Raw genomic sequence first — 23,138 nt, 5'->3', positions numbered from 1 at the left:
GATGCAGGCTTACCTCCTCGTCTTCCTCGGAGCCGGAATCGGCGGCGCCCTTCGCCACGGGGTGAATGTCGGCTGCGCCCGCTACTGTGGCACCGCGCTTCCCTGGGGCACCCTGACGGTGAACGTGCTGGGCTCCTTCGTCATGGGCGCCATTGCCGGGTGGCTGGCTTTCAAGGCAGGCGAGGGATGGAACCAGCCCCTTCGCCTGTTCCTGACCACAGGAATTCTCGGCGGCTTCACCACGTTCTCGGCGTTCTCGCTCGATGCGGTGTTGCTGTGGGAACGGGGCGAAACTGGGCTGGCGCTCGGCTACGTGGCGGCCTCCGTCATTCTTTCCGTCATGGGTCTTGTTGCCGGTTTGGCGCTGATGCGAGCCCTGTCGGCTTAAGACCTCGATTGCCGCAATGGCGGCGCTCTGGTACCCACTTCTCATGAGAAAAAGCAGTTCAGGACAGAATGGGGCCCGAGGCGGGCGGTCTGGCGCGCGGCAGGGTTTCCGCTCGCGCGAGGACAAGCCTGCCCGTAAGGGGCCTGCCAAGAGCGGACCGGCGAAGCCGCGCAGCGCCAAACCGGCGAGCAAGAGCGGTCCCGAAGAAGCACGGCGCGAGCGGCCGGTCGCCAAGGCGCCGGCAAGAGCCGCTGATGCCAGACGCGAGAAACCTGCAGGCAGAGCTCCCGTAAAGCCTGTGGCAGAGGCTCCGCAAAAGCCCACCCGCGCCCAAGCCAAGGCCGAGGCTCAGGAGGTTCTGGCGACGGGCGTGCAGACGCTGGTGGTCGAGCCCGACGAGGCGGACATGCGTGTCGACCGCTTCCTGGTCGCCCGCTTCCCGCAGCTTGCCTTCACTCACATCCAGCGCATCGTCCGCAAAGGCGAATTGCGCGTTGACGGCAAGCGGGCGCAGCCCAACGAGCGGCTTACCGCGGGACAGAAGGTTCGCATTCCGCCCCTGAAGCTCGATCAGCCGCGTCCGGTCTCGCGCAGCAGCGCGAAGGACCAGGGCGATCTCGAATTCCTGAAGTCCGTGACGCTCTATGAGGACAAGGACGTTCTCATCATCAACAAGCCCATGGGGCTTGCGGTGCAGGGCGGCTCGGGCACGACGCGCCATGTGGATGGACTGCTCGAATGCATGCGCGATGCAGAGGGGCAAAAGCCGCGCCTCGTCCACCGGCTCGACAAGGACACGGCGGGGTGCCTCGTGATCGCCAAGACGCGCTTTGCCGCGTCCACCATGGCGAAGTCATTCCGCGCACGCACCACGCGCAAGATCTATTGGGCGCTGGTCGCCGGCGTGCCGCGCGTGCGGCAGGGCAGGGTCTCGACCTATCTCGCCAAGGAGGGCGACGAGGGCGATTCCCGCATGAAGGTGGCCCATCATGGCGACGAGGGCGCAAGCCACGCGCTCACCTATTACGCGACCATCGAGACGGCGGCGCAGAAGCTCGCATGGCTTTCACTGAAGCCGGTGACGGGCCGTACGCACCAACTGCGCGCGCACACGGCCCATATCGGCCATCCCATCGTCGGCGATCCGAAGTACTTCGACATCGAGAACTGGGAACTGCCCGGCGGCATCCAGAACAAGCTGCATCTGCTGGCGAGACGCATCGTGATCGCTCATCCGCGAACTGGAAAGCCTATCGACGTCACCGCGCCGCTGCCGCCTCACATGCAGCAGAGCTTCAACCTCCTCGGGTTCGACACGAGCCAGTACGATCCCATCGTTGAGGCGCCAGAGGAGTAATTCGAACTATCTCCTTTTCGACACTCTCCTTGTCGTACTTTTGCCGCGCCTGAAGCGCACCATTCCATGTCCCGGCCAGCCACTCGGTTGGCCGGGACATTGGCAAGGAGGAGATCGATGGAGCATAAAGATCTCGACTATCTCCGTAGCGTAGCCGACGTTCAGCCAAAACCTCTCTCCCGTCAGGAGCGGCTGGATCGGTGGATCAGCCTTCTCGAGCGCGATCCGGCACGGCGTCTGAACTCCCTTGGTGAAATCGAATACAAACCCCCGGCCGAGCGGGCTCTGGTGCGGGAGAACAACTCTCCCCTGACCATCGCCTACGAGGATCCGGTTCTGCGGGCGGATGGGCTTGAAAGCGACAAGCTCGGCGATGCCATGCGGTATTTCGGTCTTTCCGATGGGCAGGCGCATTATGCCCTCTGTTCGTGCCTCAGCGGACATACGGCGGAAGCAGGAGCCTTCGCCCGGCGTCTGCGCAATTCGACAAGCGATGCGGCCTGGCAGCAGGCTGTCGGAGCCTGGACACTTGCGGGATTGGCAGTGGGCCTCCCGGCTCTTGTCTATCTGCTGAGCTGAGCGGAAGAGCCTTCATGCTCTCGCGACCGGGGAGGGCGTCCATTCCCCGGTCGATGCCGTTTGACTGTAGCCTCGGGCTCAACGATGAATGGCGAAGCTCCAAGCGCGTTGAGGCCCGTCGACCATGCTTCCTATCCAACCTGTAACTCTCGAGACCGACCGTCTCATGCTCCGGCCCATGAGCCTCGACGATGTCCCGGCTTTCGGTGAAGCCGCCCGCGACGGCAACCAGTGGGAGAAGAAGACAACGACCGTTCCGAGGCCGGAGGGCTTCGAAGAGTATGTGCGAAGAGCTCTCGAGCTACAGGCCGCGGGTCTTGCGCTTCCCTTCACAACGGTGGTGAAGGACGGGAACCGGGTCGTGGGCTCGACGCGGTTCATGAATATCGATGCGGTCAATCAGCGGGTGGAAATCGGCACCACCTGGATCGCGAAATCCTGGCAGCGCACCTTCGTAAACACGCATGCGAAGTTTCTCATGCTCCGGCATGCCTTCGAGGTCCTGGGATGCAATGCTGTCGAGATCCGCACGCATTCGCAGAACGACCAATCCCGCGCGGCCATTGAACGCCTCGGCGCCAAGCTCGACGGCATCCTGCGCCGGCACATGATCATGCCTGACGGGCATATCCGCGACACGGCGGTCTACAGCATCCTCCCGGAGGAATGGCCTGCGGTGAAGGCGCGCCTTGAACAGCGAATGAGCACTTAAAGGAACCCATGCTCCCGCAACTGGCGGATCGAGTCGGACGCGCTCCTGTGATGTACGAAGATGCCGCCGACGCCTTCCCAGAGATGGCGGTATTTGTCCCTGTCATCAACGAGAGCATCGCCGGGACTGCAATGCTCCCGCTTCAGGGCCGCCGTCGTAGTGATCACCTCGACGCCTGGAAAATGTCGTTCGGCCCAACGGCGCTTTTGAGGCTCGGCCCAGTTGCCGCGAGGCAGGCCCGTGAGGATCACGGGATTGAGGTGCCGAACCGCTTCGAACAACTCCATGGCGTCCGGGAGGGGTTCGAGAATGTTGAAGAAGTCCTCCGTTGCTCCGAGCTTTGCCCAGAATTTCCTGAGGCCGTAACGTTGCTCGTATTCTCCTGGCGGCATGCCGAAGATCTTGGCTGCTCCTTTGTCGAAATCGGCAAGAACGCCATCGCAATCGAGAAAGACGCTGGGCATGGATTCAACCTCCTGGTTCCCGAAACCGGAGGCGGGCCGGCTTGTTCCTCTCATTCGTCAAGCGCGGCAGTATTCGGAACGCACCCCATGGCGTAACGTTCTTCCTCAAGATGAAATAAAGACGGAGTTGGAGCATGAGCAGCGCCATTCGCGACAACACGGTCGGTCGTCGTTTCGAGCTTGAGCGGAACGGCCATCTCGCCTTCGCGACCTATGAGCGACGTGGAGAGGATCTCGTCATCCGTCATGTTGAGGCGGCTCCGCCTCTGCGTGGTACAGGCGCCGCTGGCGAACTGATGCGCGGCGTTGCCGAGATCGCCCGGGCCGAGGGACGCACGATCACGCCTCTGTGCGGCTACGCTTACACTTGGCTTCGCAGGCATAAGGATTATCACGATCTTCTGAACTGATCCGGGTTCCCTTCAATCCGGGTGTGCTTTTTCGCCGTACTGCGAACTGCGTCAAAAAAGACTAGAGGTCGGACTTCGCCGATAAGAAACGAAGCCGACAGGGGGCGTCTGTGTCTAGTGTGATCGAGAAAGCAAGAAGGCTCTTGGGCAGGAAGAGCATTGCCATCACTGCTGCCATTCTGGCCTTGGCCGTGGTTGCGGCAGCTGTGTCGGTGCCGTTCTTCCTCTCGGAAAAAGTCCCAGAGATCGCCTACTCGGATTTCTCCCGTGAACTGGACGCCGGCAAGGTCCAGAAGGTTCAGGTGCAGGATGGTGGCCTTTCCGTCTGGATCGGAGACGAGAAGTCCTTCGTCCGTCTGCCGACCTCTTTGCTGAGCGCTCAGACCATTGACCGGGCGACCGCCAACGGCGCGGAAGTCGACTTCGAGAGTTCGGGCATCGACCCTTCCCACGCCGCGAGCTTCATCATCTCTCTTATCATGGTGGCGGCAGTGCTGGCGCTTGTCGCCGTCCAGGTGGATTTCAAACCGACCAACCGCTGGCCCCGAACGGTCAAGGATGTTCCCGATCGTTTCGATGACGTTGCGGGCCAGGAGGAGGCGAAGGCCGAGCTTCAGGAGGTTATCGCCTTTCTGCGCAATGGTCAGGCCTTCGAGAAGGTCGGTGCCCGCATTCCGCGCGGCGTGCTGATGGTAGGTCCCCCAGGAACGGGCAAGACGCTTATCGCCAAGGCTCTTGCGGGTGAGGCCGGCGTTTCCTTCATGGCTGTCTCGGGCAGCGACTTCTCGGCTCCGCTCATCGGCATCGCCAAAGGCCGGGTGTCCAAGCTGTTCGAGCAGGCCCGCAGACGTGCGCCATGCCTGATCTTCATCGACGAGATCGATGCTATCGGCCGCAAGCGTGGCGGCGGTGGATCCGCGGCGGATCGCGAGTTCGAATCGACCCTGAACCAGCTTCTCGTGGAAATGGACGGCTTCAACAGCACCTCGGGGGTAATCGTCATCGGCGCAACGAACCGCGTCGATGTGCTCGATCCCGCCCTGCTGCGCCCTGGCCGGTTCGACCGTCAGGTACATATCGGCCTTCCCGACATTACCGGTCGCGAGGCCATCCTTGCCGTGCATGCACGTAACCTGAAGCTGGCTCACGGCGTGAATCTGGCCTCGATCGCCCGGGGGACACCCGGGTTCTCCGGCGCGGATCTCGGCAACCTTCTCAACGAGGCAGCGATCTTCGCGGCGCGTGCGGGCATGGCTGAAATCGGCCGCGATCATCTGGAGGCCGCGCGCAACAAGATCATCATGGGCCTGGAACGCCGGTCCCTCGTGATCAGCAGCGATGAGCGCAGGCTCGTCGCCGTGCATGAGGCAGGCCATGCTCTCTGCGCCTGCCTGACACCTGGCTCCGACAAAGTGCACAGCGCCACCATCATCCCGCACGGACAGGCTCTCGGCCTCGTCATGCGCCTGCCCGAGAACGACCGCTACTGCATCCCCGTTGAGAAGCTCGAGGCCGATCTGATCGTCGCCATGGGCGGCCGCGCGGCGGAAGAGGTGGTCTTCGGGCCCCGCAAGGTGACGACGGGTGCGGCGAGCGACATTGCTCACGCAACCAACATCGCTACCCGCATGGTCACCGAATGGGGCATGAGCCCTGCCATCGGCATGGTGAAGGTCGCGCGTTCGGGGGAGAGCTTCCCGCGGGAGGTGGAGCAGGAAATCCGCCGCATCATCGAGGAGATGTATGCCTCCGCGAAAGCCTGCATCGAGGATAATCGCGATGCTTTGGATGCCCTGGTCGATGCGCTTCTTGAAGACGAGACCATCGAAGGGGATGAAGTCCGCCGGATCGTTGCCCGGAGCGAGACGAAGCTGGCGGCTGCGTGACGCCGTTCAGCTTTCGGCCAAGGGGGCGTTGATCGTGCAGACGACCCCTTTCGGTGCGAAGTTGATCTCCACCGAGCCGTTCAGCTCCTGAGCCAAACTACGCTCGACCAGTCGGGTGCCGAAGCCGCGCTGCTTCGGCTCGACGACTGCCGGGCCTTCGGTTTCCTCCCAGGTCATTCTGAGATGAGGGGTGCCTGCTTCTTCGAGAACGGTCCAGGCGATAGCAATGCACCCCTTGGCATTCGATAGCGCCCCGTACTTCACCGCATTCGTTCCGAGCTCCTGGATCGCCATGGCGATGGCAAGGGCGATGCGGGGCGGCAGGCGGATGTCGGGGCCGGAGACGCTGAAACGTTCTCCGCCATGATTCTGAAATGGCTCAATGGCCTGCTGCACCACCTCGCTCAAGAAGGCGCCGTCCCAGTTCTCACGGGTGAGAACGTCATGAGCACGGGAGAGGGCAAACAGGCGCCCCTCGACCGCATCGCGCGCCTCCTCCGCCGTTCTTGCATTGCGGAGGCTCTGGGTGGCGATGGATTGCACGGTAGTGAGCGTGTTCTTCACGCGATGATTGAGTTCGTTGATCAGCAACTGCTGATGCTCTTCGGCTTTCTTGCGATCCGTGATGTCCAGGGCAACGCCGATCGTGCGGCGCGGGATGCCATTCTCGATCTCGCTCATCTCCGCGCGCAAAAGCAGCCAGCGCTGCGAGCCGTCAGGCCATCGAACCTCCAGCTCCGTCTCCGCATGACGCTCCCCACGCCTGAGTGCTTCAGCTGCGATCCGCCGAACCTTCTCCCGCTCACCGGGAGCATAGCGGCTCCTGATCTCGGCCGAACTGGGCGATGCGTCGGGCTCGAAACCGAGCAATCGGTTCAATTCCGGCGATGAATGGATCGTATCCGTTGCAGTGTCGGTTTCCCATACCGCCATGCGGCCTGCATCAATGGCGAGGCGGAGTCTCGCTTCGCTCTCGGCCAGCGCTGCCTGCGAGCGCTTGGACTCGGTGAGGTCGGAGGCAAGCACGTAGAAACCGGCAATGCTGCCGTCATCGCGTTGATCAGGGATGTATTCCGATCTGACGAACTTCAGGCCGCTTGGAAGGGGAGCCCACCATTCGTGTCTGGTCCGCTCTCCGCGGAGCGCCGTATCCACATAGGGACGTACCCGTTCGTAACCCGTCTCGCCGACGGCCTCCAGCAGGGACACCCCATAAAGGCTCTCCGGCGTGCGTCCGAACCAGGAAACATAGGCGTGGTTGTTGAAGCGGTAGCGCTGATCCGCATCCACATAAGCAATCAGAGCCGGAAGATTGTCAGCGATCTGCCGAAGCTGCTTTTCGCTCGCCCTTGCTCTCGTCTCGCTTTCCTCCAGGCGCTTTTCACTCGCCTGGAGAGAGCTGCGTGTGTCCTTCAGCGTTTCGATGCGGGCATTGGCAGACGACATTTCCTGCGCGTATTCGCGCCCAGCAGCCGCGTAATGCAGGGCTTTGGCCTCGGACAAAGCGACCTGTTCGTGCAGCTTTGCACGAAGCTCCCGATTCTCAGCCTCAAGCTCTTCGAGGCGTTTCAACAGGGCATCCGTATCCTGAGGGGCAGGCTTGTTCATATTGTCTTTATGCCTGTGAGAGCTCGGCCGTGTTGATTGAAGATGAGATAACCTGGCGAGGAGCGATACCATAAAACGGAGTTGTCCGAAAAAGACTTAAAAGCCCAAAACTCGGGTGAGGTTCCCTTATGAGCAGCAACGCGAAATCATGTCGAACATGACTTGGGCCTTCTGGCGGCAGGCGAAATAATTGAATAAGGTGCCGCTTCATAAAAAGGTGCTCGGGTTATGAAGCGTATTCTTCAGGCTGCCGTCGTGGTCGGTATCGGTTTGCTGGCAACGGCCTGCGACAAATGCGGAAACTGGAATATTAACACTCCCCAGTTCTGCCGCGGCTCCGCACCTCAAGGCTAAGCTCAGACAGGGCAATCCGTGAAACTCGTTCTCTTCGATGTCGACGGTACGCTGGTCGACAGCCAGAACATCATCGTCGCCTCGATCCGTGGGGCTTATCAGGCCTTCGATTTGGAGCCGCCGAGCCGGGAACGCTCGCTTTCCATCGTAGGTCTTTCCCTTGTCGAGGCCTTTACGGTTCTTGCGGGTCCGAAAGCCCCGGTCGAAGCCCTGGCCCAGGCCTATAAGGACGCCTATAACATCCTGCGTCTGGACCCGGCCAATGATGCTCCGCTCTTTCCTGGGGCTAGCGAGTGCATCGACCGCTTGAAAGCGCGGGACGATGTGCTGCTCGGTCTTGCTACGGGAAAATCCCGCAGAGGCGTTACTCTGCTGATCGAGACGCACGGCTGGGAGGGTGTGTTCGCTACGACCAAGACGGCTGACGATGCGCCCTCGAAGCCTCATCCTGCCATGATCCTGCAGGCCATGGAGGAGTTGGGCATCGCACCGGACGACACGATGATGATCGGCGATTCCAGTTTCGACATGAGCATGGCGCGTGCCGCCGGGGCGCTGCCGGTCGGCGTCTCCTGGGGCTTCCAGCCAGTCGCTGCGCTGAACGAGGCGGGGGCAGCCCGTATCGTCGACAGCTATGCGGCGCTGGAGCCGGTGCTGGACGCGTTCCTTGCCAAACCCTCGTATCTTCCTGCCTGAACGCCTATCTTTTGCCCATGACAGATTCTCGCGACTGGTTCCCCGACCAAGACGAACCGAACCCCATGCGGGCGGCCCAAGCCGGCATGAAGCCTGTGCTGCCCAAGCGTTTCTACAAGGAAGCGGGCGTCGAGGAGCGCGACGGCCTTTTCCATCTCACCCTCGACGGGCGCGTGGCCAAGACGCCGGGCAAGCAGGCCCTAGCGGTGCCGTCCCGCGCCCTTGCCGAGGCGATGGCCCGCGAATGGGCAGAGCAGGGGACGGAAATTGATCCGGCCACCATGCCGATCACCCGTATCGTCAACTCTGCCATTGACGGTGTTAAACCCCGTCAGGCCGAGGTGGTGGAGGATCTCTCCCGTTATGTGGGGTCCGATCTCATCTATTACAGGGTGAGCGAGCCTGCGCGGCTCGTCCAGTCGCAGGATTCTGCTTGGAACCCGGTTCTCGACTGGGCCAGGGATGCCCATGGGGCGCGTTTCACCTTGGCTGAGGGCGTTATGCACGTGACGCAGCCGGAGGAGGCGATTGCCGCTCTCCGATCCGTGATCGAGCGTATTCATTCGCCCTTCGCCCTGGCCGCCCTGCACGTGATGACCACTCTGTCCGGCTCGGTGCTGATCGCGCTTGCCCATACTCAAGGGCCGCTCGATGTGGATCAGGCATGGGCGGCCGCCCATGTGGACGAGCTTTATCAGGAGAGCGTCTGGGGTGAGGATGAAGAGGCCATGGAGCGCCGACGCAGGCGCGAAGCCGATTTCAGGGCAGCCTCGGAAGTCTACCGGCTGGCGAATGCATGAATAGAAAAGGCTGACGGAGGGGATGCTCCAGCGGCCTTAAGTTGATGCAGCAATAGGACGCCGCAACCCCATAAACTGCCGCACATCCTCAGAACGGCTTCAGTGTTTTGCGCCTAAAATGATATTACGTTTTATGTTTTGAGGCTGCAGCCTCCTTTGCAAAGTGCTGTGGAGCACACGCCGTTAGTGGGATTTTGAGAGTCCTGTCCCTGTGTTAAGCGGGAGCAAGCAATCTCCTCCCGGGACCAGGGAACACCCATGAAAGACATTCTCGAACGGCTTGAAGAACGGCGGGCCCAGGCCCGTCTCGGTGGCGGCGAAAAGCGCATCGAGGCGCAGCATGCCCGAGGCAAGCTCACGGCGCGGGAGCGCATCGAACTCCTCATGGACAAGGGCTCGTTCGAGGAGTTCGACATGTTCGTCGAGCATCGCTCCAACGATTTCGGCATGGAGAAGGTGAAGATCCCCGGTGACGGCGTCGTCACCGGCTGGGGCACGGTGAACGGCCGCACCGTTTTTGTCTTCGCCAAGGATTTTACGGTGTTCGGCGGCTCGCTCTCCGAGGCGCACGCCCAGAAGATTACCAAGATCCAGGACATGGCGCTGAAGATGCGGGCCCCTATCGTCGGCCTGTTCGATGCGGGCGGCGCGCGCATCCAGGAGGGTGTTGCGGCGCTCGGCGGCTATGGCGAGGTGTTCAAGCGGAACGTGATCGCCTCCGGCGTCATCCCGCAGATCTCCGTGATCATGGGGCCTTGCGCGGGCGGAGACGTCTATTCGCCCGCCATGACCGATTTCATCTTCATGGTGCGCGACCGCTCCTACATGTTCGTGACGGGCCCCGACGTGGTGAAGACCGTTACCAACGAAACCGTGACCTCGGAGGAACTCGGCGGCGCGAAGGTACACACCGCCAAATCCTCTGTGGCGGACGGCGCTTATGACAACGACGTGGAGGCGCTGCTGCAGGTGCGTCGCCTCATTGATTTCCTGCCCGCCAACAACATGGACGGCGTGCCGGAAATCCCGAGCTTCGACGATCCGAACCGCACGGACGAGAGCCTCGACACGCTGATCCCGGACAACCCGAACAAGCCCTACGACATGAAGGAGCTGATCCAGAAGGTCGTGGACGAGGGCGACTTCTTCGAGATCCAGGAATCCTACGCCAAGAACATCATCACCGGCTTTGCGCGCATCGAAGGCCGCACGGTCGGCTTCGTCGCCAACCAGCCGATGGTGCTCGCAGGCGTTCTCGACTCGGACGCCTCCCGCAAGGCCGCGCGGTTCGTGCGTTTCTGCGACGCGTTCAACATTCCCATCGTCACCTTCGAGGACGTGCCGGGCTTCCTGCCGGGCACCGCGCAGGAATATGGCGGTCTCATCAAACACGGCGCGAAGCTGCTATTCGCTTATTCCGAGGCGACCGTGCCGCTGGTGACGGTGATCACGCGTAAAGCCTTCGGAGGCGCCTACGACGTGATGGCCTCGAAGCATATCGGCGGCGACATCAACTACGCCTGGCCCACCGCGCAGATCGCCGTGATGGGCGCGAAGGGCGCGGTGGAAATCATCTTCCGCCAGGACATTGGCGATGCGGACAAGATTGCCGCGCGCACTAAGGAATACGAGGACCGCTTCATGTCGCCCTTCGTCGCCGCAGAGCGCGGCTACATCGATGAGGTGATCATGCCGCATTCGACCCGCCGCCGCATCGCGCGAGCTCTTGCGATGCTGCGGCACAAGGAAACCGAGCGGCCCTGGAAGAAACACGACAACATCCCGCTGTGATCATGCTCGCACCTTGTAATCGCTCATGGGTCGCGAATGCCATCCAGATCATTGAGGCAGACTTCAACCGCTCCTCGGATACGCATCTGTTGCAGGTGCCGTTGCCTGCGGTGCCGGGGATTTCGCTTTACCTGAAGGATGAGTCTACGCATCCGTCAGGGAGCCTCAAGCACCGGCTGGCGCGGTCGCTGTTTCTCTATGGCTTGTGCAACGGCTGGATCGGGCCGGAGACGACGATCATCGAGGCATCGAGTGGATCGACGGCGGTGTCGGAGGCTTATTTCGCGCGGATGCTGGGGCTTCGCTTCATCGCCGTGATGCCGCGTTCCACGTCTGCGGAAAAGATCGCGCAGATTGCGTTCTATGGCGGCGAGAGCCATTTCGTGGATTCGCCTGCGGCCATGTACGAGGAGAGCGCGCGTTTGGCGCGTGAACTGTGCGGCCATTACATGGACCAGTTCACCTATGCCGAGCGGGCGACGGACTGGCGCGGCAACAACAACATCGCGGAATCCATCTTCAGCCAGATGGCGCATGAGGAATATCCGATCCCGAGCTGGATCGTGGTCGGCGCAGGCACGGGCGGCACCTCCGCGACGCTCGGACGCTACATCCGCTATCGCCGTCTGCCGACGAAGCTGTGTCTCGCCGATCCCGAGGCTTCCGTGTTCCACAGGCATCTGGCGGATCGCGGCGTGTGCACGGTGTCCAACCCGCCGTCCGTGGTCGAAGGCATCGGTCGTCCGCGTTGTGAGCCGTCCTTCGTGCCCGAACTCATCGACCGCGCTTACGCGGTGCCGGATGCCGCCAGCATCGCGGCGGCTCGCGTTCTCTCCCGCCGCATCGGACGCTCCTGCGGCGGATCGACGGGCACCAATCTCTGGGTCGTGGCCCAGATCGTCGGCGAGATGGCGCAGAGAGGGGAGAAGGGCTCCGTCGTGACGCTTCTATGCGATTCAGGAGACCGCTACCGCTCCACGCATTACGACGACGCCTGGCTGAAAGAGCGTGGGATCGACATCAAGCCTGCAGAGGAAGCGATGGAGCGCTTCTTCGAGACGGGCGCTCTTTAATTTAGCAGGTAACAAGCAAAGCCCTCATCCTGAGAGCAAAGGGATGGCGCAGAATTCCCTCCCCCTTGTGGGGAGGGTTAGGGTGGGGGTGTTGGCGTCACGTTCTGAGATCTTGGCGCTCACACCCCCACCTCCAGCTCCTCCCACAAGGGGGCGGAGGGCTACCCGCGCTTTATCAGCGCCTCTTAAGATGAGGCGGCTGTTTGTGAGCGTCGCTTACTCACCGCTCACGGCAAACCACTTCAGCATCAGCTGAAGATCAGTCTGCGATAGACCGTGTCCGGTGGGCAGCGTCTCATGCTGCACATCGGCACTTGATTCAGAGAGGGATGCAGCCAGACGGTTTGAGTTCTCAACCGGAATGATCGGGTCCATCAGGCCCGACACCATCAGCACACGCTTGCCCGTCAGGTCTGCTTTCGGCGCATCCTGCAGCGGCACCATGGCACGCAGCAGCGCCGCGCCGGCGAGCGCGTCCGGGCGCAGCATCAACATGGCGGCTGCGATGTTCGCTCCGTTGGAGAAGCCGAGCGCAATCGGCGCTTCAAGCCCATAAGCCTTGCGTGCCTCCGCGACGAAATCCGCCAGCTCGTTGGCGCGGAAGCGCACGTCCTCCTCATCGAACACGCCTTCCGCCAGGCGGCGGAAGAAACGCGGCATGCCGTTCTCCAGAATTTTGCCGCGCGGAGAGAGCAGGGCGGAGCCGGGGGAGACGGTGCGGCCGAGCGCCAGCAAATCGGTTTCGTCGCCGCCGGTGCCGTGCAGGAGCAGCAGGGGCGGGCGGGCCGGTTCACTGGCGGGTTCGTAGCGGTGGATGAAGGACAATTCGGTCATAACTTTGCTTTCTCCCTCTCCCGACGCGGTGTCGGGAGAGGGGTTTTGCTTCAAGCCAATTCAGGCAGATGGGTTTCGATCGAGGAGCGGCGCGGCTCAAGAAAGTCAGGCAGCTTCAGCTCGCTGCCCAAGCGATCCTCTGCCTCGTCGACGGCAAAGCCCGGCTCATCCGTGGCGATCTCGAAGAGGATGCCGTTGGGCTCACGGAAGTAGACGGACCGGAAGTAGTTGCGGTCCTTCTGCTCCGTGGGGTGAAGCCCATGGTTCTCCGCGAGCTTTCTCACCATCTCGGCCTGGTCTGCATCGTCCGCCGAACGGAAGGCCACGTGATGGACCGAGCCGCCGCCCATGCGTCCCGGCAGGAAGCCGCCGACGCTGCGGATGTCGACCGTGCCGCCGATGCTGGCATCGCTCTTGTAGCGAACGAGAGAGCCCTCCCGCGCCACCTCACGGAAGCCGAACACATCGGTGAGGATCGCGCCTGTCGGCTCGCCGTTCTCGACGAGCAGCGTCACGCCCTCCAAGCCACGGATGGCATGCTCAGCCGGGATCTCGCTTCCCGTCCAGACGCCATCGCCGCCCGCATCTGCCACCCCGACAAGGGACAGGCTGGTGCCATGCGGATCCTTGAAGGGCAGGACGCTCTGACCGAAGCGCTTCTCCAGCGCGCCATGCTCGACGCCCTGCTCGAGGAAGCGGTGCGTCCAGTAGCCGAGAGACGTTTCCGGCACACGGAACGCAGTCTCGGAGGTCGAGCCGACGCCGTTGCGTCCCGGTGCGACATGCTCCCAGGGGAAGAAGGTGAGGATCGAGCCCGGGCTGCCGTGGCTATCGCCGAAGTAGAAATGGTAGGTGCCGGGATCGTCGAAGTTCACCGTCTTCTTGACGAGGCGAAGTCCAAGGACCCGGGTGTAGAAATCCAGGTTGCGACGGGCAGGACCCGCGATGGCGGTGACGTGATGAATGCCGTGGTGCCGCATGGCTGTGTTCCTTAACGACTGGCGCAGAAGCGCGCCGTTGAACTTCAAGATAAGTACCACTGCTGCGGGAGGAAGTGCTGAAAGGGCAACCTTGCGGGATTGCAATGCTGACGGCGAAGGGCGGTGAAATCCGCGCTGTTGCTGGAGAATTCCGGACGTCAAGATTCCAGCAACCAAAGACACTCAGCAAGGCTTAACCTCAACGCCGATTCAGCATTTCGCGTTAACGGTTTGCGGCCCGTGCCCGTGTGACATTCCTTTCCACACAAGAGATCAACCGGCTGCATTCTAGCAATAGCCGGAGGGAGTCTAAGGGATGTTGAAGGATAACCTTCGCGAGTTCATCGATAGCGCCGCAGAGCGCAACTTCATCTCGGTCGATGGCGTGAAGATGCTGACTGGCGAGCTTCTGGAAGCGGGTATCACCAGCCGCTTGGAGGTTGAGTCGCTCCTGGCTCTGGACCGGATGGTCGAGGCCGACGAGAGCTGGGGCCCGGTGCTCACCAAGCTCGTCGTGGACTTCGTGGTCTGGAAGCGGGCCCCGTCGGGCGTCGTGAGCGGAGACGATGCCCTCTGGCTCGCTACCGTTCTGGAGGTGAGCGGCCCGAGCCGAAACGCCATGAACATCGCCTACGCCATCCTGGACGAGGCGGGCTATGTGGACGTGGCGCTGCTCGATTTCATCATGCGCGGGCGCCAGCAGGCCCGCCTGAACCTCATGGCAGCCTGACCATTCGCTTCAATCTAACCTAAAAGCTAAACGCAGCCCCGCTTCCCGAATGCACGGATGTGCAGTAACGGAGGTGGGGCATTTAGTTTTTATGGTGGAGCGTCCGAGGCTCATGTTCGACAAGATCCTGATTGCGAACCGTGGCGAGATTGCGTGCCGGGTCATCAAGACCGCTCGACGCATGGGCATCAAGACCGTGGCGGTCTATTCCGATGCCGACAAGGATGCGCTCCACGTGGAGATGGCCGATGAGGCCGTTCATATCGGCCCCGCAGCGGCTGCCCAGTCCTATCTGGTGATCGAGAAGATCATCGAGGCCTGCAAGCAGACCGGCGCACAGGCGGTTCACCCCGGCTATGGGTTCCTCTCCGAGCGTGAGGCTTTCCCCAAGGCGCTGGCTGAGGCCGGAATCGTCTTTATCGGCCCCAATCCCGGCGCGATTGCCGCCATGGGCGACAAGATCGAGTCGAAGAAGGCGGCCGCAGCCGCGAAGGTGTCCACGGTTCCGGGCTATCTTGGCGTCATCGAAGGACCCGAGCAGGCGGTCAAGATCGCCAACGAGATCGGCTATCCCGTTATGATCAAGGCCTCCGCCGGCGGTGGCGGCAAGGGCATGCGCATTGCCTATTCCTCCGACGAGGTGGCCGAGGGCTTTGCCCGCGCCAAGTCGGAAGCGGCCAGCTCGTTCGGCGACGACCGGGTTTTCATTGAGAAATTCATCACCGATCCGCGCCACATCGAAATTCAGGTGCTCGGCGACAAGCACGGCAACGTGATCTATCTCGGCGAGCGCGAATGCTCGATCCAGCGCCGCAACCAGAAGGTCATCGAGGAGGCTCCTTCGCCGCTTCTCGATGAGGAGACCCGCAGGCTCATGGGCGAGCAGGCCGTGGCGCTTGCCAAGGCCGTGGGCTACGATTCCGCCGGAACGGTGGAATTCGTGGCAGGGCAGGACAAGTCCTTCTACTTCCTCGAAATGAACACCCGCCTGCAGGTGGAGCACCCGGTCACCGAGATGATCACCGGCGTCGATCTCGTGGAGGAAATGATCCGCGTGGCCGCCGGCGAGAGGCTGCGCCTTGCCCAATCCGACGTGAAGCTCAACGGCTGGTCCGTGGAAAGCCGCATCTATGCGGAAGATCCGGTGCGCAACTTCCTACCCTCCACAGGCCGTCTCGTCACCTACTGCCCGCCGCAGGAAGGCGAGCAGGACGGTGTGACCGTGCGCAACGATACCGGTGTCTACGAAGGCGGCGAAATCTCGATCTATTACGATCCGATGATCGCCAAGCTCGTGACCCATGCGCCGACTCGCGAGCAGGCCATCGAGGCTCAGGCGACGGCCCTCGATGCCTTCGCCATCGACGGCATTCGCCATAACATCCCGTTCCTCTCGGCCCTCATGCAGCATCCGCGCTGGAAGAGCGGCAAGCTCTCCACCGGCTTCATCGCGGAAGAATTCCCGCAAGGGTTCAAGGCTCCCGCGCCGGAAGGAGAGGTGGCGCTTCGCATGGCCGCGGCGGCGGCTGCCATCGACCACCTCCAGAACGTGCGCAAGCGCTACATCTCAGGCCAGATGCGTGACGTATCCGCCGTGCAGTTCGATCTGGAGCGTGTCGTGATGCTGGGCTCTGCCCAGTACGACGTGGTGATCGAGGACGACGAGGAAGGTGTTCTCGTGATGGTCGACGGCCGATCCTGGCCGGTGGAGTCCGATTGGGTTCCCGGCGAGCCGGTCTGGACCGGCACAGTCGGGGGCGAGGACATCGCGGTGCAGGTGCGCCCCATCCTCAACGGGTTCGCCCTCGCTCATGCGGGAGCCTCCGCCGAGGTGCGCGTTTATACCCGGCGTGAGGCGGAACTGGCGGCGCTCATGCCGGAACGTCAGGAGGCCGATACGGGCAAGCAGCTGCTGTGTCCCATGCCGGGTCTGGTGAAGGCTATCAGCGTATCCCAGGGCCAGGAAGTGAAGGCCGGTGAGCCGCTCTGCATCGTCGAGGCCATGAAGATGGAAAACGTCCTGCGCGCCGAGCGCGACGGCACGATTGCCAAAATTCACGCCAAAGAAGGCGATAGCCTCGCAGTCGATGCGGTCATTCTCGAATTCGCCTGAGAGGACCGGCCAGTCCTAAGCAGGTCCCATGCCTCTCTATTTCGCCTATGGGTCCAACATGGACCGAACTGCCATGCTTCAACGATGCCCGGCCTCGAAGCCGGTGGGCATCGCGCGGCTCATGCGTCATCGCTTCATCATCTTCGATGAAGGCTATGCCACTGTAACGCGCGATCCGCAGCGTAATGTCTGGGGCATGTTGTGGGATCTGGCTCTGGCGGACGTTCCGGCGCTTGATCGGTACGAGAGCCTCGCGACCGGGCTTTACACCAAGGTCGTCCAGCCGGTGGTGACGGAGCAGGGGCCTCGCCGTGCCGTCGTCTATATCGGGCGAAACGCCAAACCGGGCACGCCCAAGCCCGGCTACATGGAAGGCGTGATCGAGGCGGCTGGCCACGCCGGACTGCCAGCGGATTACATCAAGAGCCTCGGCATGTGGCTACCGAACGGTCCGGCCCCCGCTGCTCCAGTCGCGCAGCAGCCTAAAGTCCGCCCGCTCTTTGGCGCCCCTTCCAGCACGATCCGCAAATAGAACGGCCTGCCTCTTGCAGAACCTTTGCCATAGGCGCGCGTTGAATCCGGCGTGCTGCGTAAGAGGTGTCGCGATGAACTCAAGCGTGAAGAAAAGTTCGGTCTTGAAGGCTTACGGCTATGCCTGGGTCACCCTCGGTTTTTTCCTGATTTCCCTTGTCGGTCACTGGCTTTTCGGCTGGTTCGCCTATGTCAGCGAGCAACAGGCCCACGCCCAGCCGATCCTCATGTCCGATTATCTGGTTGAGATGATGCGGGATACGCTGGAGAACTGGCAATCAGAATTTTTGCAGCTTCTCTGGCAGGTCGGCGGTCTGGCGATCCTTCTCTATGTCGGCTCTCCCCAGTCGAAGGAGGGGAATGACCGTTTGGAGGCGAAGGTCGACGAGATCCTGCGGAAAGTGGATCCGCAGAATGGAGAGCGTACCATCCAGACCCTGGACGAGGATTATGCAGGACGTCATACCGACACCCGTCACGCGCATTACTGAGGAAAGATGACCATAGACCGTATCGCACATGTTCTGATCCATGGACGCGTTCAGGGCGTAGGCTTCCGAGCCTGGACGCACCATCAGGCCGAACTGCACGGGCTCAAGGGCTGGGTGCGAAACAGGCACGACGGCAGCGTTGAGGCGGTGTTCTCCGGCCCCGGGGAGATGGTCGAAATCATGCTCAAGGCCTGCCATCAGGGGCCCTCTGGTTCCCTGGTGCAGCTGGTCGAGCCCGTTGAAGGTGGCGACCACGATCTCGTGGATGTGGACGGCTTTGAGGTGCGCAGAACCGCTTAGGCCTTGGGCTCGACCGTCTCGAGAGGCCCGCCGGCGTTTTTCCAGGCCGTGAAGCCGCCCTCGATATGAGCCACTGGCTTCAAGCCCATATCCTGCGCCGTTGCCGCAGACAGGGCCGAGCGCCAACCGGCGGCGCAGAAGAACACGAAGGTCTTGTCCTGGTTGAAGACCGGCTTGTGGTAGGGGCTTTCCGGATCGACCCAGAATTCCAGCATGCCGCGCGGACAATGTACCGCGCCGGGAATGCGGCCCTCCCGCTCCAGCTCGCGTGGATCGCGCAGATCCACGAAAACGACATCGTCGCGGCCGTGAAGGGCTATTGCTTCCTGAGTCGGCAAGGTCTGAATCTTTGCGCTGGCCTCCTCGAGCAATGTCTTGTAGCCGCGTGTGATGGTCTGAGGCATGGGTTCAATCGCTCCCCTATGAGGCTTCCATCAAACTGGGCATGATAGCGATAGAGTCAACGGGAGACGAAGTGTGCTCGGGTTCACCCTTCTCGATTATGTGGCGCTGGGCTTCTTCATCCTGGCCTGGTTCGGCTATCACGCCGCAGTCGAATTCACGGATGCGGGGCAGAAAAGCTTGAACAAGGTGATGAACCAGTATCGCTTCCGCTGGATGGAGCAGCTGGTGGTGCGCGAGAACCGGATCGTGGACACCACGATCATGGCATCGTTGATGAACGGAACGGCCTTCTTCGCTTCCACCTCTCTCATTGCCATCGGTGGCGTGCTGGCGCTCTTTCGGTCGACTGACAGCGTTCTGCCGATCTTCTCCGATTTGCCTTTCGGCGAGCCGCCGACCCGCCTTGCTCTGGAAGCCAAGGTGATCGGCCTTGCGGTCATCTTCGTCTATGCCTTCTTCAAATTTGCCTGGTCGTACCGGCTGTTCAACTACATGGCGATTCTCGTCGGTGCGGTGCCTGTGCTGAAAGAAGGCAACCGCGAGGAGGCCATGACCGTCGCCCGCCAAGCCGCCGCCATGAACGTCGTTGCCGGTAAGCATTTCAATCGCGGGCAGCGGGCCTTCTTCTTCTCGCTTGCCTATCTCGGCTGGTTCATCAGCGCGTATCTGTTCATCGCCGCGACCGCTGGTGTCCTGTTCGTCATGTGGCGGCGCCAATTCATCTCGGATGCGCGCGATGCCGCCTTGGGAGGAAAGCATGACTAAGGGCGTGAATCAGGAGGAGCTGGAGAGGGTCATGCTCGCGCTTCTCAACGAACGTGGTCCGGGCAGGTCGATCAGTCCCACGGACGTGGCCAGTGCTGTCGGTGGCCACCGGTCGGAGGAGTGGGGGCCTCTCATGCAGCCCCTGAGACGGGTCGCGGTACGCCTGATGAAGGAGGGGCGCATTGTGATCGTGAGAAAGGGCAAGCCGGTCGATCCCGACGACTTCCGTGGCACCTATCGGCTGGCGCTTCCTACGACGACCGCTGAGGATTGAGGCGCTGGAAACAGCACATTCGTCCGGCCTGTCAGGTAATAGCCGATGAGGCCGATCCACTCCTTTGCGACCACATCGAGACGCCGCAGCCCATCGGATGTGAAGGCAAAGAGGCGAAAGTTGTTCGATCCGCCACCCGTTCGGAAGTCGACTGGATAAGCGGTGACGGAAAAGCCCACCTTCTCGAATACGCCGACGGCACGGGGCATGTGCCAGGCGGAGGTCACGAGAAGCCAGCGCTCGCCGTCCTTCGGCTGCGCCACTTCACGTGAGTAGAGGGCATTCTCCGACGTCGTGCGGGAGCGGTCCTCTATGAGGATGCGGTTGGGATCGATGCCGATGCTTTTCATGTACTCGGCGATGACGGGGGACTCTCCGACCCCATCTCCGAAGACGTTGCCGCCACCGCCGGAAATGAGGATGCGGGCCTGAGGATAGCGATGAGCGAGTTGGATCGTATCGAGCAGGCGTTCAGCCGATTCATTGGCTACCAGCTGCCCGCGGGACACTGAGTCCGACGCGTCCACCGAGCCTCCCAGCAGAATGATTCCATCGACCGGCCTTCCATCGTCCTTGAATGGTGGAAAGCGCTCTTCCAGTGGGACCATGAGATAGGTGGAGACGGGCAGGAGGCCGAGGCCGATCGTCAATATGGTGGCGGCAAATGACAGTCCAATGCCGAACTTCCGCAGCCGGCGGAAGAGGGCAAGGGCGAGGCCCAGCAGAATGAGGCTGAGGAGAAAGTTGGACGGTGTCGTGAAGAACCAGACAATCTTCGAAACGTAGTAAAACACCAGCCGCCCTTATGTCCATTTGTGAGTTTCACCCTGTCCTGAAGGGTTGCGCCGTGACGGCCTCGAAGGAGGTTCCATTGCCTCGGAACGCTCCTTCGAGATGAAGGCCTCAACACAACTCCTCAGGATGAGGGTGAGGTATCTTCTCGTTAAACCTTCGACTCGGCCTCGTAGCGCGCCTTCGTCTCGGCATTCGGCGGGTAGAGGCCGGGGAGAGGGATGCCCTTCTCCACTTCGCGCATCACCCACAACTCGTAACGCTCCTGCTCCACGGCAGCTTTCGCAACATCTTCCACGATGGCAGCCGGAATGACCACGACGCCATCGCGATCAGCAACGATCACATCGTCCGGGAAAATCGCCACGCCGCCGCAGCCGATGGGCTCCTGCCAGCCGACGAAGGTGAGGCCTGCAACGGAAGGCGGAGCGGCAACGCCCGAGCACCAGACAGGCAGATTCGTGCCTTCCACGCCGACCGCATCGCGAATGACGCCATCCGTCACGAGGGCCGCGACGCCGCGCTTTTTCATGCGTGCCGTGAGAATGTCGCCGAAGATACCGGCATCGGTTACGCCCATGGAATCGACAACCGCGATGCAGCCTTCCGGCATCGCTTCGATGGCGGCACGTGTAGAGATCGGAGAGGCCCAGGATTCAGGTGTCGCAAGATCCTCGCGGGCCGGCACGAAGCGCAGGGTGAAGGCCTTGCCGACCAGCTTCTCCGTGGCATTGAAGGCTGGCATCGGCCCCTTCATCCAGCAGCGGCGTATACCTTTCTTGAGGAGAACGGTGGTGATCGTGGCGGTGGAGGCAGCGCGCAGGGCGTCGGCGATCGTTTTGTCGAGGGTCATGAGAATTTCCTGACGTTGGGGTAGGCTACTCATAGCGGGCACCTGCGCAGATGGCCACCACAAGACGCATCCATTGCCACGTTTCAATATTCCATTATTGCCATTGCCGCTATCAATGTCGCCCTTCTGGAATAAGCCGCCATGAAACGCCTCGCCGCCTCTCTGCTTCTCGTTCTCCCGGTCCTTGCTCTTCCCGCCTGCGCGCAGCAGACGGAACCGAAGGCTGCACGTCAGGCTGTTCAAGCGCTCGTCCCAAAAGTGCTGGAAGCCTTGGCGAAGCGCGACTTCGACAGGCTTGCAACCTTCGTCGGGGACAATGGCCTTACCGTGAGTCCCTACGTGATGCTGGACGACAGCGATGTGCGCCTTTCGCGCCCCGACCTGCAAAGCTGCGTCACGGATCGAGAGGTGCGGCTATGGGGAGAGAGGGACGGCAGCGGAGATCCCATCGAGATCACCTGCAGCCAATATTTCGATGAATTCGTCTGGAACGCGGATTATCGGCAGCCGGATGAGGTGCTCTACAACGAGCCCCGCCAGCGCGGAAACGAGATCAACAACAATCACGATTATGCGCCCGACGGCATTGTCGTCGAGCTGCACATCCGCGGTGACGGCGACCAGGCTGCGATGAACTGGAAAAGCCTTCGCCTGATCTTCAGAGATGGCGAGAAGGGCTTGTCCCTGATCGCCATCACGCGGGATGTGTGGACGATCTGATCGTCGTTAAGCCGTCTTGTTGAACAGCTCGCGCCCGATCAGCATGCGGCGGATTTCGCTGGTACCGGCACCGATTTCATAGAGTTTCGCGTCGCGCAGCAGGCGGCCTGTCGGATAGTCGTTTATGTAGCCGTTGCCCCCGAGAAGCTGGATCGCATCGAGCGCCATCTTGGTGGCGTTCTCGGCCGCATAGAGGATTGCGCCGGCCGCGTCCTCGCGGGTCGTCTCGCCCCGGTCGCAGGCCTTGGCCACAGCATAGACATAGGCCTTTGAAGCATTCATCGTGACATACATGTCGGCGATCTTGCCCTGCACGAGCTGGAACTCGCCGATGGCCTGACCGAACTGCTTGCGCTCGTGGATATAGGGCAGCACCACATCCATGCAGGCCTGCATGATGCCGGTAGAGCCTGCCGCCAGCACCGCGCGCTCATAGTCGAGGCCGGACATGAGCACATTCACGCCCTTGCCGACTTGGCCGAGCACGTTCTCCTCCGGCACCTCGCAATCCTCGAACACCAGTTCGCAGGTGTCGGAGCCGCGCATGCCGAGCTTGTCGAGCTTCTGGTGCGTGGAGAAGCCTTTGAAGCCTTTCTCGATGAGGAAAGCCGTCATGCCGCGCGGACCGGCCTCCGGATCGGTCTTGGCATAGACCACGAGCGTCTCGGCGATAGGGCCGTTGGTGATCCACATCTTGTTGCCGTTGAGCACATAGCGGTCGCCACGCTTCTCGGCGCGGGTGCGCATGGAGACCACGTCGGAGCCGGAGCCGGGCTCGGACATGGCAAGCGCGCCCACATGCTCGCCGGAGATGAGCTTCGGCAGGTAGCGGCGCTTCTGCTCGTCGGTGCCGTTGCGGCGGATCTGGTTGACGCAGAGGTTGGAATGCGCGCCGTAGGAAAGGCCAACGGATGCGGAGGCACGAGAGATCTCCTCCATCGCGATCACGTGCTCGAGATAGCCGAGGCCCGTGCCCCCATATTCCTCCTCGACCGTGATGCCGTGGAGCCCGAGCTCACCCATCTGGGGCCAGAGATCGCGCGGAAACTGGTTCGTGCGGTCGACCTCCTCGGCGCGAGGCGCGATCTTCTCCTGGGCGAAGTCGCGCACGGTCTCGCGGATGGCATCGGCGGTTTCGCCAAGGTCGAAATTGAAGGCTTTTGAGGCGTTCGGCAGCATTCCTGGATCCTCCACATGCCCACTGGCGTCGATGCGCCGTGGATCGCTTGTCG

The 23,138-nt window shown here is 61.9% G+C and carries 25 protein-coding genes and 2 pseudogenes; 19 read left to right on the top strand and 8 right to left on the bottom strand.

Annotation, left to right across the window (positions count from 1 at the left end; genetic code table 11):
* The first annotated feature begins 1 nt into the window (after nt 1).
* The 4 genes from crcB (at nt 2) to BLP10_RS15265 (ending at nt 3,036) form a co-directional block, all read left to right on the top strand.
* Nucleotides 2-388 carry a fluoride efflux transporter CrcB gene (gene crcB / locus BLP10_RS15280; RefSeq protein WP_091136300.1) on the top strand — a complete coding sequence of 129 codons (387 nt, stop codon included), beginning with the start codon at nt 2-4 and terminating at the stop codon, nt 386-388.
* A 43-nt stretch (nt 389-431) separates the two neighbouring features.
* On the top strand, nt 432-1,745 hold the full coding sequence (locus tag BLP10_RS15275) for an RluA family pseudouridine synthase (RefSeq protein ID WP_091136458.1): 1,314 nt from the start codon (nt 432-434) through the stop codon (nt 1,743-1,745).
* A gap of 117 nt (nt 1,746-1,862) precedes the next feature.
* A complete protein-coding gene (locus BLP10_RS15270; RefSeq protein ID WP_091136296.1) occupies nt 1,863-2,324 on the top strand; it encodes a hypothetical protein in 462 nt (153 codons plus the stop codon).
* Between the two features lie 124 nt (nt 2,325-2,448).
* Nucleotides 2,449-3,036 carry a GNAT family N-acetyltransferase gene (locus tag BLP10_RS15265; RefSeq protein ID WP_091136293.1) on the top strand — a complete coding sequence of 196 codons (588 nt, stop codon included), beginning with the start codon at nt 2,449-2,451 and terminating at the stop codon, nt 3,034-3,036.
* On the opposite strand, the gene BLP10_RS15260 is transcribed toward BLP10_RS15265, so the two are convergent.
* Nucleotides 3,033-3,500, bottom strand: coding sequence for a 5' nucleotidase, NT5C type (locus BLP10_RS15260; protein WP_091136290.1), 468 nt, complete (start codon nt 3,498-3,500; stop codon nt 3,033-3,035). The two genes, BLP10_RS15265 and BLP10_RS15260, sit on opposite strands and share 4 nt — an antisense overlap.
* A 134-nt stretch (nt 3,501-3,634) precedes the next feature.
* Between BLP10_RS15260 and BLP10_RS15255 the strand changes: the two genes are divergently transcribed.
* Together BLP10_RS15255 and ftsH are read left to right on the top strand one after the other, a co-directional pair.
* Nucleotides 3,635-3,910 carry a GNAT family N-acetyltransferase gene (locus tag BLP10_RS15255; protein ID WP_091136286.1) on the top strand — a complete coding sequence of 92 codons (276 nt, stop codon included), beginning with the start codon at nt 3,635-3,637 and terminating at the stop codon, nt 3,908-3,910.
* A gap of 143 nt (nt 3,911-4,053) precedes the next feature.
* Nucleotides 4,054-5,796 carry an ATP-dependent zinc metalloprotease FtsH gene (gene ftsH, locus BLP10_RS15250; protein WP_244510560.1) on the top strand — a complete coding sequence of 581 codons (1,743 nt, stop codon included), beginning with the start codon at nt 4,054-4,056 and terminating at the stop codon, nt 5,794-5,796.
* Nucleotides 5,797-5,802: 6 nt separating this feature from the next.
* Here the strand turns inward: ftsH and BLP10_RS15245 are convergent, their stop codons facing one another.
* A complete protein-coding gene (locus BLP10_RS15245) occupies nt 5,803-7,404 on the bottom strand; it encodes a sensor histidine kinase (RefSeq protein WP_175493929.1) in 1,602 nt (533 codons plus the stop codon).
* Between the two features lie 372 nt (nt 7,405-7,776).
* On the opposite strand from BLP10_RS15245, the gene BLP10_RS15240 reads away from it, so the two are divergent.
* The 4 genes from BLP10_RS15240 (at nt 7,777) to BLP10_RS15225 (ending at nt 12,118) form a co-directional block, all read left to right on the top strand.
* Nucleotides 7,777-8,454 (top strand): HAD-IA family hydrolase, encoded by a 678-nt coding sequence (locus BLP10_RS15240; protein WP_091136275.1) that lies wholly within the window; start codon nt 7,777-7,779, stop codon nt 8,452-8,454.
* 17 nt (nt 8,455-8,471) lie between these two features.
* Nucleotides 8,472-9,254: an ATP12 family chaperone protein gene (locus BLP10_RS15235; protein ID WP_091136273.1), complete on the top strand. Its 783-nt coding sequence runs from the start codon at nt 8,472-8,474 to the stop codon at nt 9,252-9,254.
* A 258-nt stretch (nt 9,255-9,512) separates the two neighbouring features.
* Nucleotides 9,513-11,045, top strand: a complete 1,533-nt coding sequence (locus BLP10_RS15230; protein WP_091136269.1) for an acyl-CoA carboxylase subunit beta — start codon at nt 9,513-9,515, stop codon at nt 11,043-11,045.
* A gap of 2 nt (nt 11,046-11,047) precedes the next feature.
* Nucleotides 11,048-12,118, top strand: a complete 1,071-nt coding sequence (locus tag BLP10_RS15225) for a PLP-dependent cysteine synthase family protein (protein WP_091136265.1) — start codon at nt 11,048-11,050, stop codon at nt 12,116-12,118.
* 216 nt (nt 12,119-12,334) lie between these two features.
* On the opposite strand, the gene BLP10_RS15220 is transcribed toward BLP10_RS15225, so the two are convergent.
* Both BLP10_RS15220 and BLP10_RS15215 read right to left on the bottom strand, forming a co-directional pair.
* The gene (locus BLP10_RS15220) at nt 12,335-12,952 is read right to left on the bottom strand and encodes an alpha/beta hydrolase (RefSeq protein ID WP_091136262.1); all 618 of its coding nucleotides are present in this window, start codon (nt 12,950-12,952) and stop codon (nt 12,335-12,337) included.
* Nucleotides 12,953-13,002: 50 nt separating this feature from the next.
* On the bottom strand, nt 13,003-13,932 hold the full coding sequence (locus BLP10_RS15215; protein ID WP_091136258.1) for a ring-cleaving dioxygenase: 930 nt from the start codon (nt 13,930-13,932) through the stop codon (nt 13,003-13,005).
* Between the two features lie 316 nt (nt 13,933-14,248).
* Between BLP10_RS15215 and BLP10_RS15210 the strand changes: the two genes are divergently transcribed.
* From BLP10_RS15210 to BLP10_RS24055, 6 genes and pseudogenes are all read left to right on the top strand, one after another.
* Nucleotides 14,249-14,662 carry a hypothetical protein gene (locus tag BLP10_RS15210; protein ID WP_091136255.1) on the top strand — a complete coding sequence of 138 codons (414 nt, stop codon included), beginning with the start codon at nt 14,249-14,251 and terminating at the stop codon, nt 14,660-14,662.
* A 112-nt stretch (nt 14,663-14,774) separates the two neighbouring features.
* Nucleotides 14,775-16,242: pseudogene (locus tag BLP10_RS15205) on the top strand (acetyl-CoA carboxylase biotin carboxylase subunit); the annotation flags it as partial.
* Nucleotides 16,227-16,775, top strand: a complete 549-nt coding sequence (locus BLP10_RS24060; RefSeq protein ID WP_425286959.1) for a biotin/lipoyl-containing protein — start codon at nt 16,227-16,229, stop codon at nt 16,773-16,775. The pseudogene BLP10_RS15205 and the gene BLP10_RS24060, both read left to right, overlap by 16 nt.
* Before the next feature lie 28 nt (nt 16,776-16,803).
* The gene (locus BLP10_RS15200) at nt 16,804-17,307 is read left to right on the top strand and encodes a gamma-glutamylcyclotransferase family protein (RefSeq protein WP_091136252.1); all 504 of its coding nucleotides are present in this window, start codon (nt 16,804-16,806) and stop codon (nt 17,305-17,307) included.
* A gap of 85 nt (nt 17,308-17,392) precedes the next feature.
* Nucleotides 17,393-17,797 carry a DUF6766 family protein gene (locus BLP10_RS15195; protein WP_244510558.1) on the top strand — a complete coding sequence of 135 codons (405 nt, stop codon included), beginning with the start codon at nt 17,393-17,395 and terminating at the stop codon, nt 17,795-17,797.
* A gap of 6 nt (nt 17,798-17,803) precedes the next feature.
* Nucleotides 17,804-17,974: pseudogene (locus tag BLP10_RS24055) on the top strand (acylphosphatase); the annotation flags it as partial.
* A 119-nt stretch (nt 17,975-18,093) separates the two neighbouring features.
* Here BLP10_RS24055 and BLP10_RS15185 read toward each other — a convergent pair.
* Complete coding sequence (locus BLP10_RS15185; protein WP_091136243.1) at nt 18,094-18,501, bottom strand: rhodanese-like domain-containing protein; 408 nt, start codon at nt 18,499-18,501, stop codon at nt 18,094-18,096.
* Nucleotides 18,502-18,574: 73 nt separating this feature from the next.
* Between BLP10_RS15185 and BLP10_RS15180 the strand changes: the two genes are divergently transcribed.
* Entirely contained in the window at nt 18,575-19,267 is a 693-nt protein-coding gene (locus BLP10_RS15180; RefSeq protein WP_091136239.1) for a DUF599 domain-containing protein, read from the top strand.
* Complete coding sequence (locus BLP10_RS15175; protein WP_091136235.1) at nt 19,260-19,541, top strand: DUF3253 domain-containing protein; 282 nt, start codon at nt 19,260-19,262, stop codon at nt 19,539-19,541. Before BLP10_RS15180 ends, BLP10_RS15175 begins: the two co-directional genes overlap by 8 nt.
* Here BLP10_RS15175 and BLP10_RS15170 read toward each other — a convergent pair.
* Nucleotides 19,502-20,335, bottom strand: a complete 834-nt coding sequence (locus tag BLP10_RS15170) for a YdcF family protein (RefSeq protein ID WP_244510556.1) — start codon at nt 20,333-20,335, stop codon at nt 19,502-19,504. The two genes, BLP10_RS15175 and BLP10_RS15170, sit on opposite strands and share 40 nt — an antisense overlap.
* A gap of 149 nt (nt 20,336-20,484) precedes the next feature.
* The gene (locus BLP10_RS15165; protein ID WP_091136229.1) at nt 20,485-21,186 is read right to left on the bottom strand and encodes a ribonuclease activity regulator RraA; all 702 of its coding nucleotides are present in this window, start codon (nt 21,184-21,186) and stop codon (nt 20,485-20,487) included.
* Between the two features lie 141 nt (nt 21,187-21,327).
* Between BLP10_RS15165 and BLP10_RS15160 the strand changes: the two genes are divergently transcribed.
* Nucleotides 21,328-21,906, top strand: a complete 579-nt coding sequence (locus BLP10_RS15160; protein ID WP_091136225.1) for a hypothetical protein — start codon at nt 21,328-21,330, stop codon at nt 21,904-21,906.
* 6 nt (nt 21,907-21,912) lie between these two features.
* Here BLP10_RS15160 and BLP10_RS15155 read toward each other — a convergent pair whose 3' ends face one another.
* A complete protein-coding gene (locus BLP10_RS15155) occupies nt 21,913-23,085 on the bottom strand; it encodes an isovaleryl-CoA dehydrogenase (RefSeq protein WP_091136221.1) in 1,173 nt (390 codons plus the stop codon).
* Nucleotides 23,086-23,138: the final 53 nt, after the last annotated feature.

Origin of the sequence: Microvirga guangxiensis (genome assembly GCF_900102135.1) — a bacterium.
In the GTDB taxonomy this organism is placed as follows: Bacteria; Pseudomonadota; Alphaproteobacteria; order Rhizobiales; family Beijerinckiaceae; genus Microvirga; species Microvirga guangxiensis.
Note: the sequence above shows the minus strand (reverse complement) of the source record. Positions and strands in the feature narration are given on the sequence as shown.

Excerpts from the sequence above, each read along its gene's own strand:
- BLP10_RS15270 (WP_091136296.1), top strand. The coding sequence starts at position 1,863 with ATGGAGCATAAAGATCTCGACTATCTCCGTAGCGTAGCCGACGTTCAG.
- BLP10_RS15215 (WP_091136258.1), bottom strand. The coding sequence starts at position 13,932 with ATGCGGCACCACGGCATTCATCACGTCACCGCCATCGCGGGTCCTGCC.
- BLP10_RS15225 (WP_091136265.1), top strand. The coding sequence starts at position 11,048 with ATGCTCGCACCTTGTAATCGCTCATGGGTCGCGAATGCCATCCAGATC.
- BLP10_RS15175 (WP_091136235.1), top strand. The coding sequence starts at position 19,260 with ATGACTAAGGGCGTGAATCAGGAGGAGCTGGAGAGGGTCATGCTCGCG.
- BLP10_RS15235 (WP_091136273.1), top strand. The coding sequence starts at position 8,472 with ATGACAGATTCTCGCGACTGGTTCCCCGACCAAGACGAACCGAACCCC.
- BLP10_RS15255 (WP_091136286.1), top strand. The coding sequence starts at position 3,635 with ATGAGCAGCGCCATTCGCGACAACACGGTCGGTCGTCGTTTCGAGCTT.
- BLP10_RS15185 (WP_091136243.1), bottom strand. The coding sequence starts at position 18,501 with ATGCCTCAGACCATCACACGCGGCTACAAGACATTGCTCGAGGAGGCC.
- BLP10_RS15265 (WP_091136293.1), top strand. The coding sequence starts at position 2,449 with ATGCTTCCTATCCAACCTGTAACTCTCGAGACCGACCGTCTCATGCTC.
- BLP10_RS15160 (WP_091136225.1), top strand. The coding sequence starts at position 21,328 with ATGAAACGCCTCGCCGCCTCTCTGCTTCTCGTTCTCCCGGTCCTTGCT.
- BLP10_RS15210 (WP_091136255.1), top strand. The coding sequence starts at position 14,249 with ATGTTGAAGGATAACCTTCGCGAGTTCATCGATAGCGCCGCAGAGCGC.
- crcB (WP_091136300.1), top strand. The coding sequence starts at position 2 with ATGCAGGCTTACCTCCTCGTCTTCCTCGGAGCCGGAATCGGCGGCGCC.
- BLP10_RS15220 (WP_091136262.1), bottom strand. The coding sequence starts at position 12,952 with ATGACCGAATTGTCCTTCATCCACCGCTACGAACCCGCCAGTGAACCG.
- BLP10_RS15200 (WP_091136252.1), top strand. The coding sequence starts at position 16,804 with ATGCCTCTCTATTTCGCCTATGGGTCCAACATGGACCGAACTGCCATG.
- BLP10_RS15245 (WP_175493929.1), bottom strand. The coding sequence starts at position 7,404 with ATGAACAAGCCTGCCCCTCAGGATACGGATGCCCTGTTGAAACGCCTC.
- BLP10_RS15230 (WP_091136269.1), top strand. The coding sequence starts at position 9,513 with ATGAAAGACATTCTCGAACGGCTTGAAGAACGGCGGGCCCAGGCCCGT.
- BLP10_RS15260 (WP_091136290.1), bottom strand. The coding sequence starts at position 3,500 with ATGCCCAGCGTCTTTCTCGATTGCGATGGCGTTCTTGCCGATTTCGAC.
- BLP10_RS15155 (WP_091136221.1), bottom strand. The coding sequence starts at position 23,085 with ATGCTGCCGAACGCCTCAAAAGCCTTCAATTTCGACCTTGGCGAAACC.
- BLP10_RS15165 (WP_091136229.1), bottom strand. The coding sequence starts at position 21,186 with ATGACCCTCGACAAAACGATCGCCGACGCCCTGCGCGCTGCCTCCACC.
- BLP10_RS15275 (WP_091136458.1), top strand. The coding sequence starts at position 432 with ATGAGAAAAAGCAGTTCAGGACAGAATGGGGCCCGAGGCGGGCGGTCT.